The sequence below is a fragment of the Pseudomonas sp. NPDC087697 genome, from assembly GCF_044743155.1.
Taxonomy (GTDB): domain Bacteria; phylum Pseudomonadota; class Gammaproteobacteria; order Pseudomonadales; family Pseudomonadaceae; genus Aquipseudomonas.
Genome location: NZ_JBIUVW010000011.1, coordinates 1 through 14691, shown reverse-complemented (window position 1 = coordinate 14691; position 14691 = coordinate 1). Strand labels below are relative to the sequence as shown.

Below are 14691 nucleotides of genomic sequence, written 5' to 3'. Positions count from 1 at the left end.
CTCATCAGGATGACGTGCAAGTCGGACTTAGTGGGTGCGGGTCACTTTGCTCAAGTGACGCGGCTGGTCCGGGTCCATGCCACGGGCGACCGCGAGGCCGGCCGCCATGACGTAGAAGCTCTGGATCGCAAGGATCGGGTCCAGCGCCGGGTGTTCGGCGCGGCTCAGCGTCAGGTCGCGTTCGCTGACGTCATCCGGGGCGGCCAGCAACACACGGGCACCGCGTTGACGCATCTCGGCTGCGAGGCTCAGCAGACCAGCCTGCTCGGCACCGCGCGGGGCGAACACCAGCAGTGGGTAGTTGTCGTCGATCAGTGCCATGGGGCCGTGTTTCACTTCGGCGCTGCTGAAGGCTTCGGCCTGAATCGCCGAGGTTTCCTTGAGTTTCAGTGCCGCTTCCTGAGCAATGGCAAACCCGGCGCCACGGCCGATCACCATCAGGCGTTGGCAGTCACGCAGTACGTCGACGGCCAGGCTCCAGTCCTGAGTCGCGGCTTCGCGCAATCCTGCTGGCAGCGCGAGGCCGGCTTGCAGCAACTCGGCGTCCTGCTTCCAATGTGCGATCAAGCGCGCGCTGGCGCTCAGGGTGGCGATAAAACTTTTAGTCGCGGCGACACTGCGCTCAAGGCCGGCGCACAGCGGCAGGCTGAATTCGCACGCGGCTTCCAGTGGCGAGTTCTCGGCATTGACCATCGAAATGCTCAGGGCGCCGCGTTTGCGCAACAGGCGCAGACTGTTGACCAGATCCGGACTCTGCCCGGACTGCGAGAACGCAAATACCGCCTGACCGCTGACCTTCAGCGGCGCTTGCTGCATGGTCACCACCGACATCGGCAGCGACGCCACCGGAATGCCCACGTGCTGCATGGTCAGGTAGGCGAAGTAGCTTGCGGCGTGATCGGAGCTGCCGCGAGCGACGGTCATCGCCACTTGCGGCGGCTGACGGTTCAGGCGCCCGGCGATCTCGATCATCTGCGGATCAAGTTGCTGCAACTGGATCTCGACGGCCTTGTACGAGGACAGCGCCTCTTCAAGCATTTTTGAAGTCAATGTCTTCTCCTTCGACCATCACGGCGGTCAGTGTGAGTGAGCGATCCAGGCGCACGCAGTCGGCCCAGGCGCCGGGTTGCAGGCGGCCGCGCTCTTGGATGCCGAGGTAGTCGGCGGGAAATTGCGACAGACGTTGCGAGGCTTCGCACAGTGGCAGGCCGATTTTCACCAGGTTGCGCAGGGCCTGATCCATGGTCAGGGTGCTGCCGGCCAGCGTGCCGTCGGGCAGGCGCACACCGCCCAGGCATTTGGTTACGGTGTGGCTGCCGAGTTTGTATTCGCCGTCCGGCATGCCGGCGGCGGCGGTGGAGTCGGTGACGCAATACAGGCAAGGGATCGAGCGCAGGGCCACGCGGATCGCGCCGGGATGCACGTGCAGCAGGTCGGGAATCAGCTCGGCGTATTTGGCATGAGCCAGTGCGGCACCGACAATTCCCGGCTCACGGTGATGCAGCGGACTCATGGCGTTATAGAGGTGGGTGAAACTGCTGGCGCCGGCTTCCAGCGCGGCGACACCTTCTTCATAGCTGCCCAGGGTGTGGCCGATCTGCATACGAATGCCACGGTCGCTGAGGGCGCGAATCAGTTTGTCGTGACCGGCGATTTCCGGGGCGATGGTGATCACCCGAATTGGCGCCAGCGCCAGATAGGTTTCGACCTCGGCCATCAACGCGGTGTGGGCGAAATTCGGTTGTGCACCGAGTTTGCCAGGGTTGATGTACGGTCCTTCAAGGTGCACGCCGAGTATCCGGGCGCTGCCTTTCGGGCGTTGTTCGCAGAATTCGCCGACCTCGGCCAGCACGCGGGAAATTTCTTCCGGCGGCGCGGTCATGGTGGTGGCCAACAGCGAGGTGGTGCCGAAACGCACGTGGGTTTTGGTGATGGTTTCGAAGGCCGGCGTGCCTTCCATGATGTCCTTGCCGCCACCGCCGTGGACGTGCAGGTCGATGAAACCCGGCAGCAGGTAAGGCAGGTCGTTGTCCGCCGGGTCGCAGAGCTGACCTTCGATGCGGACAATCTTGCCGTGTTCATGGATCAACCGGCCACGAATCCAGCCTTGGGCGGTGAGGATGTTGTCTTCGGACATCAGTAGTTCTTCGGACATCAGTAGTTCTCCGGCTTCAGTGACGCAGGGCTTAGCGTCGAAGCTCTGCGACAAAGTCGTAGTAGTCGTTGCGGCAATAGGTGTCGGTGACTTCGATCGGGGTGTTGTCTTCGAGGTAACCGACCCGGGTCATCAGCAGCATGGCGGTGCCGGGGGCGATGCCGACCAGCGCGGCGAATTCGTCCGAGGCGTTGATCGCCTGGATGTGTTGCAGGGCGCGCACCACCGGCTTGCCAATGCCGTCGAGGTATTCGTAAAGCGAATCACCGACCGCTTGCGGCTGGGCAATGATCGAGGCGGGCAGGGTGCTCATCTCGATGGCCATCACGGTGTCGTCGGCTTTACGCAGGCGCTTGAGGCGCGCGACCTTGTCGTAGGGCGAGAGCGCGAGGCGGATCAGTTCTTCGTGGGTCGGTTGGGTGATTTCCCGCTCCAGCCATTGCGAACTCGGCACGAAGCCTTTGAGGCGGAGCATTTCGCTGAACCCGGACAGCCGGGACAGCGGTTGTTCGAGGCGAGGAGTGATGAAAGTGCCCGAGCCTTGGCTGCGACGGATCAGGCCTTGTTCGAACAGTACTTCCAGCGCTTTGCGGGCGGTCACGCGGGAGATGTTCAGCATTTCGCTGAGGTTGCGTTCCGACGGCAGCGCCTGCTCGGCTTTCCACTGGCCGGCATGGATCGCCGCTTCCAGGTTGCGTGCCAGTTGCAGGTACAACGGCGTTGGCTGGGTGTCGTCAGGGCGCAGGGCCAGGATGTGATTCATTGGGTTGGGTTCCGATGCGGATATTGGAGTGTTGTCGCCCGGTAATGGCGCAAAACTAATACCACTTAAATACCATGTCAACGCCAGTGGTCTGCTCCGGACGAGCAAAAGCGCACCGCGCTGGAGGGCGCGGCGGCGTTGGCTTTGAAGTGGTATTAGGGGAGGGTGTTACAAGCGCAAAGATCGCAGCCTGCGGCAGCTCCTACGGGGCGAAATGGTATCAACCCTGTAGGAGCTGCCGCAGGCTGCGATCTTTTGATTTATTTTTTTGAAGTGAGCGAATCAGGGGCGGATTTCGATCATCGTGCCGTCTTTGACCAGGCCCCAGACTTCGCGCATGTCGACGTTGCGCATGCCAATGCAGCCGTCGGTCCAGTCCAGAGTGTGGAACAGCTCTTCAGGGTTTTCTTCAGTGTCCGGGGTGCCGTGGATCATGATCATGCCACCGGGCTCCACGCCTTCACGGCGCGAACGGACGGAGTCGCTGATGTTCGGGTAGGAAATGTGCATGGCCAGGTTGAAACGGTCGCTGACCTTGCGCCAGTCCAGCCAATACAAGCCTTCTGGAGTGCGTCGATCGCCTTCCATAAGCTTCGCGCCTTTGGGATTTTTGCCCAATGAGATGCGATAGGTCCGCAGTGGCTTGCCGTCATTGATCAGTTGCAACTGATGAGCGGATTTGAGCACCAACACTTTTTCGATGATTTTGCCGTCCAGGGTTTCCGTGGTGGCAGCTTGGGAAACCATGACGAACGACAGGCAGAAGAGGGCAAGCAACCAGCGCATTAAAACGATATCCCTGAGAGTACGGCGTACTTTTGTTGTTTAAGTGATCGCAGGCTGAGCAAGCGGAGGAATGGATTCGGAGCGTACAGGGAAATTCTCTACCCGGCGGTCTGCATAGAAACATTCTAAGGTACGGCCGACCGTGCGGAAAGCCAGCTCCGACCACGGGATGTCGGCTTCTTCGAAAAGCCTCACTTCCAGGCTTTCTTCACCCGCGGCAAAGTCCAGGTCTACCAGTTCGGCGCGAAAGAATACGTGCACCTGACTGATGTGTGGCACGTCGATCAGCGTATAGATGTTCAGGTTGCGCACCCGTGCGCAGGCTTCTTCGGCGGTTTCACGAATGGCCGCCTGTTCGATGGTTTCACCGTTTTCCATGAAGCCGGCCGGTAAGGTCCAGTAACCGCGGCGCGGCTCGATGGCGCGCCGGCATAACAGTACCTGAGTGCCCCAGATTGGCAGGCAACCGGCGACAATATTCGGGTTCTGGTAATGGATGGTCTGGCACTTGTCGCAAACGTATCGCAGGCGCGAATCGCCTTCGGGAATGCGTTGGGTGACCGGGTTACCGCACTGGCTGCAGAATTTCATGCTGGGATTCCGAAAATGCTGCGCCTATCTTGGCGTGCGGCAGTGTCTGTCGGCAAGTTGTCGTTTAGCGACATGCCACGGTTCAGGGGTTGGGCGGTCGATGTGTTTGGTGCATGATGCAAGATAGTGAACAAATCGAGATCACTCATGCTGGATGAGCTACTGCATCGGGTAAGCAATCACACGCCGCGTACCCTGGAAACCGACCGACGTTTCCCGGAGGCCGCGGTTCTGGTGCCTATCACCCGCAGTGACGAGCCGGAGCTGGTTCTGACCCTGCGCGCCAGCGGGCTCTCGACCCATGGCGGTGAAGTGGCCTTCCCTGGCGGACGACGTGATCCGGAAGATCCGGACCTGATTTTCACCGCTTTGCGCGAAGCCGAAGAAGAAATCGGCCTGCCACCGGGTTTGGTGGAAGTCATCGGCCCGCTTAGCCCGTTGATCTCACTGCATGGGATCAAGGTCACACCTTATGTCGGGGTGATTCCGGACTTCGTCGAGTACCGCGCCAACGACGCTGAAATTGCCGCAGTGTTCAGTGTGCCGCTGGAGTTTTTCCGCAAAGACCCGCGTGAACACACGCACCGCATCGATTATCAGGGCCGCAGTTGGTATGTGCCGAGCTATCGTTATGGCGAATACAAAATCTGGGGCCTGACCGCGATCATGATTGTCGAGCTGATCAACCTGCTCTATGACGCGCAGATCAGCCTGCACCAACCCCCGAATAGCTTTATCAATATTTGAAGCCATCGCGCGCATGGCGTGAACCTGTTGTTGCAAGTGAAAGCCTGCCTGAGCCTTGAGGATAAAACGATGAAATACCGCCTGGGCGACGCCCGTGTCGAAACCCACCCGCAGAGCTGGGTCGCACCCAACGCCGTGCTGGTAGGCAGGGTCAAACTGGAAGAGGGCGCCAACGTCTGGTTCAACGCGGTATTGCGCGGTGACAACGAGCTGATCCTGATCGGCAAGAACAGCAATGTGCAGGACGGCACGGTGATGCACACCGACATGGGCTACCCGCTGACCATCGGCACCGGCGTGACCATCGGCCACAACGCCATGCTGCACGGTTGTACGGTGGGCGACTACAGCCTGATCGGCATTAACGCGGTGATCCTCAATGGCGCGAAAATCGGCAAGAACTGCATCATCGGCGCCAACTCGCTGATCGGCGAAGGCAAGGAAATCCCTGATGGTTCGCTGGTCATGGGCTCGCCGGGCAAAGTGGTACGCGAGCTGACCGAGCCGCAGAAGAAAATGCTCGAAGCCAGCGCTGCGCACTATGTGCATAACTCGCAGCGCTATGCCCGCGATCTGGTCGAGCAGGAAGAATGAGCACCACCGAAAGACCCGTACCCTCGCCGTGTGTGAATATTTGTGCGCTGGATGAGGACGATATCTGCACCGGGTGTCAGCGCTCGGTGGACGAGATTACCCGCTGGAGCCGAATGGACAACGACGAGCGTCGCAAGGTGCTGGGGTTGTGCCATGAGCGGGCGAAGTCGAGTGGGTTGCTTTGGATGATCGGGGCAAAACCGGGTAATTGATGTATGGCCATCGCGGGCAAGCCTTGCTCCTACAGGTCCGCGTCGATCTCATAATTGTGGATCGACCCAATCCTGTAGGAGCAAGGCTTGCCCGCGATGGCGTCATCACAGACGCCACCACCTCCTTGGCCCAACCCTATCCCTAAAGTACCCTGTGCACCAAAATTGACAGGTATCCCCGCGCCCCATGCTCTTCCTGATCGCTTACATCAGCAGTGTCGTGCTGATCAACTATGCCTTTTCCACCGCCCCGCACCTGGACATCATCTGGTCGGCCTGGGGTGGCCTGGTGTTCGTGCTGCGCGACATGGTGCAAACCCGTTTCGGTCACGGCGCGATTGCCGCGATGCTGGCGGCGCTGGCGCTGTCCTACATCACCTCCGATCCCTCCATTGCCCTGGCCAGCGCCATTGCCTTCGCCGTTTCGGAGTGTATCGACTGGCTGGTATTCAGCATCACCAAGCGCCCGTTGCACGACCGTCTGTGGATAAGTTCGGCCCTGAGCATTCCGCTGGATACTTTCATCTTCTTCGGCATGATCGATGCCCTGACGCCGGGCGTGATCCTCACCGCCCTGGGTTCGAAATTCGCCGGCGTGACCATCGTCTGGCTGGCCATGGCCTGGCGTTTGCGCAAGAACGCGCTGGCAAGCTGAGCCAAACCCTCAGGTTCATGTAAAATGCCGCGCTTTCTCCCTAAGGGAAGCGCGCCTGGCGCTGCGACCCTCGATGATCCGCTCCTTTGAGGACCTGAGATGACCCGTATCGGAACTCCATTGTCGCCAACCGCGACCCGCGTATTGCTGTGTGGCTGTGGTGAGTTGGGCAAGGAAGTGGTGATCGAGCTGCAACGCCTGGGCGTTGAAGTGATTGCCGTGGATCGTTACGCCAACGCGCCGGCGATGCAGGTGGCGCATCGCAGCCACGTGATCAACATGCTCGACGGCGCCGCCCTGCGTGCAGTGATCGAAGCCGAGAAGCCGCACTTCATCGTGCCGGAAATCGAAGCCATCGCCACTGCCACGCTGGTCGAGCTGGAAGCCGAAGGCTTCACCGTAATCCCGACCGCTCGCGCCGCGCAGCTGACCATGAACCGTGAAGGCATCCGTCGTCTGGCCGCTGAAGAGCTGGACCTGCCGACCTCGCCGTACCACTTCGCCGATACCTTCGAAGACTACCGCAAGGCGGTCGACGATCTGGGTTTCCCGTGTGTGGTCAAGCCAGTCATGAGTTCCTCGGGCAAAGGCCAAAGCCTGCTGCGCAGCGTCGATGACGTGCAGAAGGCCTGGGATTACGCGCAGGAAGGCGGTCGTGCCGGTAAAGGCCGGGTGATCATCGAAGGTTTCATCGACTTCGACTACGAAATCACCTTGCTCACTGTTCGTCACATCGGCGGCACCACCTTCTGCGCGCCAGTCGGCCATCGTCAAGAGAAGGGTGACTACCAGGAATCCTGGCAGCCGCAAGCGATGAGCCCGATTGCGCTGGCGGAATCCGAGCGCGTGGCCAAAGCCGTGACCGAGGCCCTGGGTGGCCGTGGTCTGTTCGGTGTCGAGTTGTTCATCAAGGGTGATCAGGTATGGTTCAGCGAAGTTTCGCCGCGCCCGCATGACACCGGTCTGGTGACCCTGATTTCTCAGGACCTGTCCCAGTTCGCCTTGCATGCACGGGCGATTCTCGGTCTGCCGATCCCGTTGATCCGTCAGTTCGGCCCATCGGCGTCGGCGGTGATCCTGGTGGAAGGGCAGTCGACTCAGACCGCTTTTGCCAACCTGGGCGCTGCATTGGCTGAACCGGATACTGCGCTGCGTCTGTTCGGCAAGCCGGAAGTCAACGGTCAGCGCCGCATGGGCGTTGCGTTGGCTCGTGATGAGTCGATCGAAGCGGCCCGCGCCAAAGCGACCCGCGCTTCCCAAGCAGTCGTTGTAGAGCTCTAAAAGCATCGCGGGCAAGCCTTGCTCCTACAGGATTGGGTCGATGCACAATGGTGTGTTCGACATGTATCCGTAGGAGCAAGGCTTGCCCGCGATGACGATCTATCAGGCAACCTGATTCAGGTCGTTATGCCGCGTTTCTTTCAGGCACAGCACAGCTATCAAGCTGATCACCGCTGCCGCTGACACATACCCGCCAACCCAGCTCAAGCCGCCCATCGCCACCAGCTTTTGCGCGAAGAACGGTGCCGCCGAAGCGCCAACAATGCCACCCAGGTTGTAGGCCGCCGACGCACCGGTGTAGCGCACGCGGGTGGGGAAAAGCTCTGGCAGCAGCGCACCCATCGGTGCGAACGTCACGCCCATCAGAAACAGCTCGATGCACAGGAACAGCGCCACACCCCAGGTCGTGCCGTGGGTCAGCAGTGGTTCCATGGTGAAACCCGAGAGTATCGCCAGTACGCCACCAATGATCAGCACCGGTTTGCGCCCGAAACGGTCGCTGGCCCAGGCTGATAATGGTGTGGCAGCGGCCATGAACAACACGGCGAAGCACAGCAGACCGAGGAAAGTTTCGCGGCTGTAACCCAGCGTCGATACGCCGTAACTCAGGGAAAATACCGTCGAGATGTAGAACAGCGCGTAGCAGACCACCATCGCCGCCGCACCCAGCAACATCGGTGCCCAGTATTGGCTGAACAGCTCGACCAGCGGGATCTTCACCCGTTCCTGGCGCGCCATCGCGTTGGCGAAGACCGGGGTTTCGTGCAGTTTCAGGCGTACGTACAGGCCGACCATCACCAGCACAGCGCTGAGCAGGAACGGAATCCGCCAGCCCCAAGCGCGGAACTGCTCGTCGTTCAGAGTCATGGCGAGTGTCAGAAACAGCCCGTTAGCGGCGAGAAAACCGATCGAAGGGCCGAGTTGCGGGAACATGCCGAACCAGGCGCGTTTGCCCTTTGGCGCGTTTTCGGTGGCGAGCAAGGCCGCACCGCCCCATTCGCCGCCCAGTCCAAGGCCTTGGCCGAAGCGCAGCACGCACAGCAGGATCGGTGCCCAGGCGCCAATGCTCTCGTAACCCGGCAGCACGCCGATCAACGTGGTGCAGACACCCATCAGCAGCAAGGAGGCGACCAGCGTTGATTTACGCCCGATGCGGTCACCGAAGTGGCCAAACAGCGCCGAACCTATGGGGCGGGCGAGGAAGGCGATGCCGAAGGTCAGGAAGGCCGAGAGCATCTGGGCGGTGCCGGAGGTCTGCGGAAAGAACACCGGGCCGATCACCAGCGCGGCGGCCGTGGCGTAGACGTAGAAGTCGTAGAACTCGATGGCGGTGCCGATGAAGCTGGCCGTCGCGACCCGCGTGGCGGAGTTCGTCGGTTGGGCAGGCGCAGCGTCGCTGTAAATCGTGCTGGTAGTCATGCGGTAATCCCTGACAGTCATGTGCTCCCGTGGAGCGAATTATTATGGTTGAAACACCCAGGGATATGGGTTTACGACGGTCTTACCGCCGAACGCAGGCTTGTGGCCTCGCCGGCGGCTACGTGCCAGATCAACACCCGGCTGACGCGGTTGTCTTCGGTTTCGAGGATTTCCAGGCGATAACGCCCGATTTTCAGGCACACCGCGCTCTCGGGAATAGTTTCCAGCGCTTCGGTGACCAGCCCGTTAAGGGTTTTCGGGCCGTCGCTCGGCAGGTGCCAGCCAAGGCTCTTGTTCAGCTCGCGAATGGAGGCTGCACCTTCGATCACCAACCGGCCATCGGCCTGCGGGTGAATGTGCGGGTTGTCGAGGCTTTGCTGGCTTTCGAATTCACCGACGATTTCTTCGAGAATGTCTTCCAGGGTGACAATACCCTCTACTTCACCGTATTCGTCGACCACCATGCCCAGGCGGCGTTGCTGTTTGTGGAAGTTCAGCAGTTGCAGTTGCAACGGGGTGCTTTCCGGGACGAAGTAAGGTTCGCGACACGCCGCCAGCAAGGCTTCTTTGGTCAGGTTGGCATCGGGCAGCAAATGGAGGATTTGCCGGGTATTGAGCACCGCTTCGACCTGGTTGATATCACTGTGAAACACCGGCAGGCGTGTGCGTTTGTTGGCGCGCAGCTGTTCGATGATTTCCTCGATCGAATCGTCCAGATTGATCCCGTCGACTTCACTGCGCGGCACCAGAATGTCATTGACGGTGATGTTGTCCAGCGCATGAATACCCGATAGCGCGTGTGGGCGGCAGGCCGCTTGCTCGTGTTCGGTGTCGTTGCTCTGCGGGGCAGGTGGCTCGTCTTCGCTTTGCTTGACGACCTTGACCTTGCGTGCGAGCGGCTTGAGCAGCAATTGGCTGATGCCGCTGAGCAGCCACGCGGCCGGGTAAAGAATTTTCAGTGGCACGCCAAGCAGAGTGTTGCCCAGCGCCAGGATGGCGTCCGGATAACGGCTGGCGAGGGTGCGTGGCAGGTAGTCGGCAAATACCAGCAGCGCAGCGGCGGCGCTCAGGCAGGCCAGCCACGGACCTTTATCAGCCCAGCCAAAAATCGCCAGCAGCGTGCTGATGACCACCACCAGCGCGCGGCACACGGTATTGCAGAAGATCAGGCTGTTGAGCGGGAAGCTGAGTTTCGCGACGGGTTTGTCGCGAGAACGCGAGGCGGTGCGCTGGGCCAACAGATGTTGTTGTGCGGCTTCGATGGCAGTGAACAGCCCTGACCACAAGATCAGCAGGGTCAGCACGGCGAGCAGCGGCCCTATGGGCAAGTTATCCATTACGAATGCCCGTCAGATGTGCAGAATGAATTCGCGGACCAGCTTGCTGCCGAAATAGGCCAGCATCAGCAGGCAGAAACCGGCGAGGGTCCAGCGAATGGCTTTGTGGCCGCGCCAGCCCAGACGATTGCGCCCCCACAGCAATACGCTGAACACGATCCAGGCCAGGCACGCCAGCAGGGTTTTGTGCACCAGATGCTGGGCGAACAGGTTTTCGACGAACAGCCAGCCGGAGATCAGCGACAGCGACAGCAGGGTCCAGCCGGCCCAGAGGAAGCCGAACAGCAGGCTTTCCATGGTTTGCAGCGGCGGGAAGTTCTTGATCAGCCCGGAGGGGTGTTTGTGCTTGAGCTGGTGGTCCTGAACCAACAGCAGCAAGGCCTGGAACACCGCGATGGTGAACATGCCGTAGGCAAGGATCGACAGCAGGATATGCGCAAGAATCCCCGGCTCTTCGTCGATCACCTGCACCGTGCCCGAAGGTGCGAACTGCGCCAGCAATACTGTGGCCATCCCCAGCGGGAATAACAGCACCAGCAGGTTTTCCACCGGGATCCGTGAGCAGGCCAGCAGTGTCAGTGCGATGACGGCAACGGCGATCAGGCTGGCGGCACTGAAAAAGTCCAGGCCCAGGCCAATCGGCGTCATCAGATGGGTAAAGAGGCTCGCGCTATGGGCCAGCACGGCAAGGATGCCGAGCGAAACCAGCAGGCGTTTGTTCGCCTTGGCGCCTTGGGCCAGACGAGTGCCTTGATAGAGAGTCGCAGCGGCGTACAAGCAAGCGGCGGCGAGGGTAGTGAGCAAACTGGGTGACAAGGGGAGCATAAATCCTGTTAGGCAAGCCCGAAAGGGGCTGAGTTTGGCATACAACTGACATCACACGAAAGACCACTCAACCAGACGGCGGGTGTGCGCCAGACGCAGTCTTCGCTATAATCCGCGACCTGCCCACGCCGCAGGCTCGCCGAGCACATGTTTTTCACGGTCTGGGCCGCCATTACCTCGGTCTCCATAGGGCCTGAAAGGATCGCGCATGTTTGAAAACTTAACCGACCGTCTCTCGCAGACGCTGCGCCATGTCACCGGCAAGGCCAAGCTGACCGAGGACAATATCAAAGACACCCTGCGCGAAGTGCGCATGGCGCTGCTCGAAGCCGACGTCGCCTTGCCGGTGGTCAAAGACTTCGTCAATTCGGTCAAGGAGCGCGCTGTCGGCACCGAGGTGTCGCGCAGCCTGACGCCGGGCCAGGCCTTCGTGAAGATTGTCCAGGCCGAACTCGAAAGCCTGATGGGTGCGGCCAACGAAGATTTGAATCTGAGCGCCGTGCCGCCGGCCGTCATTTTGATGGCGGGTCTGCAAGGTGCCGGTAAAACCACCACCGCTGGCAAGCTGGCGCGCTTCCTTAAAGAGCGCAAGAAGAAGTCGGTCATGGTGGTGTCGGCGGACGTTTACCGCCCGGCCGCGATCAAGCAGCTGGAAACCCTGGCCAACGACATCGGCGTGACGTTCTTCCCGTCTGACCTGAGCCAGAAGCCGGTCGACATCGCCGAAGCGGCCATTAAAGAAGCAAGACTGAAATTCATCGACGTGGTCATCGTCGATACCGCCGGTCGTCTGCACATCGACGAAGAGATGATGGGCGAGATCAAGGCCCTGCACGCGGCGATCAAACCGGTCGAAACGCTGTTCGTGGTCGACGCCATGACCGGTCAGGACGCCGCCAACACGGCCAAGGCCTTTGGCGATGCTCTGCCGCTGACCGGTGTGATCCTGACCAAGGTCGACGGTGACGCCCGTGGCGGTGCCGCGCTGTCGGTGCGTGCAATCACTGGCAAGCCGATCAAGTTCATCGGTATGGGCGAGAAGACCGAAGCTCTCGAACCGTTCCACCCGGAGCGTATTGCCTCGCGTATCCTCGGCATGGGCGATGTGCTCAGCCTGATCGAACAGGCTGAAGCGACCCTCGACAAGGACAAGGCCGACAAACTGGCCAAAAAGCTGAAGAAAGGCAAAGGCTTCGACCTCGAAGACTTCCGCGATCAGCTGCAACAAATGAAGAACATGGGCGGCCTCGGCGGGCTCATGGACAAACTGCCGAACATCGGCGGGGTGAATCTGGCGCAAATGGGCAATGCCCAGGGTGCGGCAGAGAAGCAGTTCAAGCAGATGGAAGCCATCATCAACTCCATGACCCCGGCCGAGCGCCGCGACCCTGAGCTGATCAGCGGTTCGCGCAAGCGCCGGATCGCCATGGGTTCCGGCACTCAGGTGCAGGACATCGGTCGCTTGATCAAGCAGCACAAGCAGATGCAGAAGATGATGAAGAAATTCTCCGCCAAAGGCGGTATGGCCAAGATGATGCGCGGCATGGGCGGCATGTTGCCCGGCGGCGGCATGCCGAAAATGTAAAAGTTTCGCGCCGGCAGTGATGTCGGCGCGGCCCCACACGGACGTGGGACCCAACAGCAAGCCCGCATTGGCGGGAGCTGACTCGCCGTTGTTCGCAACGGCTCTATGGCAAATCTGGATGGCACACTGACAGGTGCTGGAAAAAGACATTTGCAAAAGTCCGGATATTCCTTAGAATATGCGGCCTTTCGGGCACCTATGCCCGCTGTGCATTTAGATTTGCAGCACCGACTACAGGAACTATGTTCACATGCTAACAATCCGTCTTGCCCTTGGCGGCTCCAAAAAGCGCCCGTTTTACCACTTGACCGTGACCGACAGCCGCAACCCACGCGACGGTTCGCACAAAGAACAAGTTGGTTTCTTCAACCCGATCGCTCGTGGTCAAGAAGTCCGCCTGTCCGTGAACCAAGAGCGCGTAGCCTACTGGCTGAGCGTTGGTGCACAACCTTCTGAGCGTGTTGCTCAGTTGCTGAAGGACGCTGCTAAGGCTGCGGCCTGAGCAATATGAACGCGACGCCAGCAATCGCTGATGATTTGATCGTTATCGGCAAGATTTACTCTATTCATGGCGTTCGCGGCGAAGTGAAGGTCTTTTCCTTTACTGATCCGATTGGAAACCTGTTGGACTACAAAACCTGGACGCTCAAGCGCGAAGGCGATGTACGGCAGGTAGAGCTGGTCAGCGGCCGCGTACAAGGCGGCAAGTTTCTGGTCACAAAGCTCAAAGGTCTCGATGACCGTGAAGAAGCTCGTCTTCTGGCCGGTTTTGAAATCTGCGTGCCGCGTAACCTGTTTCCTGATCTGACCGACGGCGAGTACTACTGGTACCAGCTGGAAGGTCTGAAGGTCATCGACCACCTCGGGCAATTGCTCGGGAAGATCGATCACCTGCTGGAGACTGGCTCGAACGATGTCATGGTGGTCAAGCCTTGCGCTGGCAGCCTGGATGATCGCGAACGCCTGTTGCCCTATACGGAGCAATGCGTGTTGGCCGTCGACCTCGCAGCGGGCGAGATGAAGGTGGATTGGGACGCGGACTTCTAAACGTGGCTAACTTGCGCGTAGAAGTGATCAGTTTGTTTCCCGAGATGTTTTCCGCCATCAGCGACTACGGCATCACCAGTCGTGCGGTGAAACAGGGGCTCTTGCAGCTGACCTGTTGGAATCCGCGAGACTACACAACGGATCGACATCACACTGTGGACGATCGCCCATTTGGCGGTGGCCCGGGCATGGTGATGAAGATCAAGCCCCTGGAAGATGCTCTGGTTCAGGCCAAGGCAGCAGCCGGGGAGGCGGCGAAGGTAATTTATCTGTCGCCCCAAGGCCGTCAACTGACTCAGTCGGCGGTACGCGAGTTGGCGAATGAGGAAGCATTAATCCTGATTGCCGGCCGCTATGAAGGCATTGACGAGCGTTTTATTGAGGCTCATGTCGATGAAGAGTGGTCGATTGGTGACTATGTACTGTCTGGCGGCGAGCTGCCGGCGATGGTCCTGATCGATGCGGTTACACGACTGCTGCCTGGAGCTTTAGGGCATGCGGACTCCGCCGAGGAAGATTCCTTTACGGATGGTTTGCTGGATTGCCCGCACTACACCCGACCTGAGGTGTATGCGGATCAGCGTGTTCCCGACGTGTTGCTGAGTGGCAATCACGCGCATATCCGGCGTTGGCGTTTACAGCAGTCCCTTGGTAGGACCTTTGAACGACGCGCCGATCTTCTGGAAAGCCGCTC

General features: G+C 60.0%; 17 protein-coding genes. 9 read left to right on the top strand and 8 right to left on the bottom strand.

All coding sequences use genetic code 11. From position 1 onward, the window contains the following. Nucleotides 1-27: 27 nt before the first annotated feature. The 5 genes from ACIPIN_RS10635 to ACIPIN_RS10615 form a co-directional block, all read right to left on the bottom strand. Nucleotides 28-1038, bottom strand: a complete 1011-nt coding sequence (locus ACIPIN_RS10635; protein ID WP_401118437.1) for an SIS domain-containing protein — start codon at nucleotides 1036-1038, stop codon at nucleotides 28-30. Continuing rightward, complete coding sequence (nagA, locus tag ACIPIN_RS10630) at nucleotides 1031-2137, bottom strand: N-acetylglucosamine-6-phosphate deacetylase (protein WP_401118434.1); 1107 nt, start codon at nucleotides 2135-2137, stop codon at nucleotides 1031-1033. The genes ACIPIN_RS10635 and nagA overlap by 8 nt, the downstream gene beginning before the upstream one ends. 49 nt (nucleotides 2138-2186) lie before the next feature. Further along, nucleotides 2187-2918: a GntR family transcriptional regulator gene (locus ACIPIN_RS10625; protein WP_071551701.1), complete on the bottom strand. Its 732-nt coding sequence runs from the start codon at nucleotides 2916-2918 to the stop codon at nucleotides 2187-2189. 282 nt (nucleotides 2919-3200) lie between these two features. Next, nucleotides 3201-3704, bottom strand: a complete 504-nt coding sequence (locus ACIPIN_RS10620) for a murein L,D-transpeptidase family protein (protein ID WP_401118178.1) — start codon at nucleotides 3702-3704, stop codon at nucleotides 3201-3203. Between the two features lie 39 nt (nucleotides 3705-3743). Continuing rightward, nucleotides 3744-4295, bottom strand: a complete 552-nt coding sequence (locus tag ACIPIN_RS10615) for an NUDIX hydrolase (RefSeq protein ID WP_401118176.1) — start codon at nucleotides 4293-4295, stop codon at nucleotides 3744-3746. 147 nt (nucleotides 4296-4442) lie between these two features. Between ACIPIN_RS10615 and ACIPIN_RS10610 the strand changes: the two genes are divergently transcribed. The 5 genes from ACIPIN_RS10610 to purT all read left to right on the top strand — a co-directional run bounded on the left by ACIPIN_RS10610 (nucleotide 4443) and on the right by purT (nucleotide 7784). After that, nucleotides 4443-5042 (top strand): CoA pyrophosphatase, encoded by a 600-nt coding sequence (locus ACIPIN_RS10610; RefSeq protein WP_123428661.1) that lies wholly within the window; start codon nucleotides 4443-4445, stop codon nucleotides 5040-5042. Between the two features lie 69 nt (nucleotides 5043-5111). Continuing rightward, on the top strand, nucleotides 5112-5636 hold the full coding sequence (locus tag ACIPIN_RS10605) for a gamma carbonic anhydrase family protein (protein ID WP_401118174.1): 525 nt from the start codon (nucleotides 5112-5114) through the stop codon (nucleotides 5634-5636). Next, nucleotides 5633-5848 (top strand): DUF1289 domain-containing protein, encoded by a 216-nt coding sequence (locus ACIPIN_RS10600; RefSeq protein ID WP_401118172.1) that lies wholly within the window; start codon nucleotides 5633-5635, stop codon nucleotides 5846-5848. Before ACIPIN_RS10605 ends, ACIPIN_RS10600 begins: the two co-directional genes overlap by 4 nt. Before the next feature lie 187 nt (nucleotides 5849-6035). Then, the gene (locus ACIPIN_RS10595; protein WP_401118170.1) at nucleotides 6036-6503 is read left to right on the top strand and encodes a preQ0 transporter; all 468 of its coding nucleotides are present in this window, start codon (nucleotides 6036-6038) and stop codon (nucleotides 6501-6503) included. Nucleotides 6504-6602: 99 nt separating this feature from the next. Then, nucleotides 6603-7784, top strand: a complete 1182-nt coding sequence (gene purT, locus ACIPIN_RS10590) for a formate-dependent phosphoribosylglycinamide formyltransferase (protein WP_123585096.1) — start codon at nucleotides 6603-6605, stop codon at nucleotides 7782-7784. A gap of 102 nt (nucleotides 7785-7886) precedes the next feature. Here purT and ACIPIN_RS10585 read toward each other — a convergent pair whose 3' ends face one another. The 3 genes from ACIPIN_RS10585 to ACIPIN_RS10575 all read right to left on the bottom strand — a co-directional run bounded on the left by ACIPIN_RS10585 (nucleotide 7887) and on the right by ACIPIN_RS10575 (nucleotide 11365). Beyond that, entirely contained in the window at nucleotides 7887-9203 is a 1317-nt protein-coding gene (locus ACIPIN_RS10585; RefSeq protein ID WP_401118168.1) for an MFS transporter, read from the bottom strand. A gap of 71 nt (nucleotides 9204-9274) precedes the next feature. Next, on the bottom strand, nucleotides 9275-10540 hold the full coding sequence (locus ACIPIN_RS10580; protein ID WP_401118166.1) for a transporter associated domain-containing protein: 1266 nt from the start codon (nucleotides 10538-10540) through the stop codon (nucleotides 9275-9277). A 12-nt stretch (nucleotides 10541-10552) separates the two neighbouring features. After that, nucleotides 10553-11365 (bottom strand): inner membrane protein YpjD, encoded by an 813-nt coding sequence (locus tag ACIPIN_RS10575; protein ID WP_401118164.1) that lies wholly within the window; start codon nucleotides 11363-11365, stop codon nucleotides 10553-10555. A gap of 208 nt (nucleotides 11366-11573) precedes the next feature. Here ACIPIN_RS10575 and ffh point away from each other — a divergent pair, with 208 nt between their 5' ends. The 4 genes from ffh to trmD all read left to right on the top strand — a co-directional run. Then, complete coding sequence (gene ffh / locus ACIPIN_RS10570) at nucleotides 11574-12950, top strand: signal recognition particle protein (protein WP_401118162.1); 1377 nt, start codon at nucleotides 11574-11576, stop codon at nucleotides 12948-12950. 250 nt (nucleotides 12951-13200) lie between these two features. Next, nucleotides 13201-13452, top strand: a complete 252-nt coding sequence (rpsP, locus tag ACIPIN_RS10565; protein ID WP_262114813.1) for a 30S ribosomal protein S16 — start codon at nucleotides 13201-13203, stop codon at nucleotides 13450-13452. A gap of 5 nt (nucleotides 13453-13457) precedes the next feature. Continuing rightward, nucleotides 13458-13997, top strand: a complete 540-nt coding sequence (gene rimM, locus ACIPIN_RS10560; RefSeq protein WP_054593851.1) for a ribosome maturation factor RimM — start codon at nucleotides 13458-13460, stop codon at nucleotides 13995-13997. A 44-nt stretch (nucleotides 13998-14041) separates the two neighbouring features. Next, nucleotides 14042-14691: tRNA (guanosine(37)-N1)-methyltransferase TrmD (gene trmD, locus ACIPIN_RS10555; RefSeq protein ID WP_401118432.1), on the top strand; the 650-nt coding region annotated here is incomplete at its 3' end.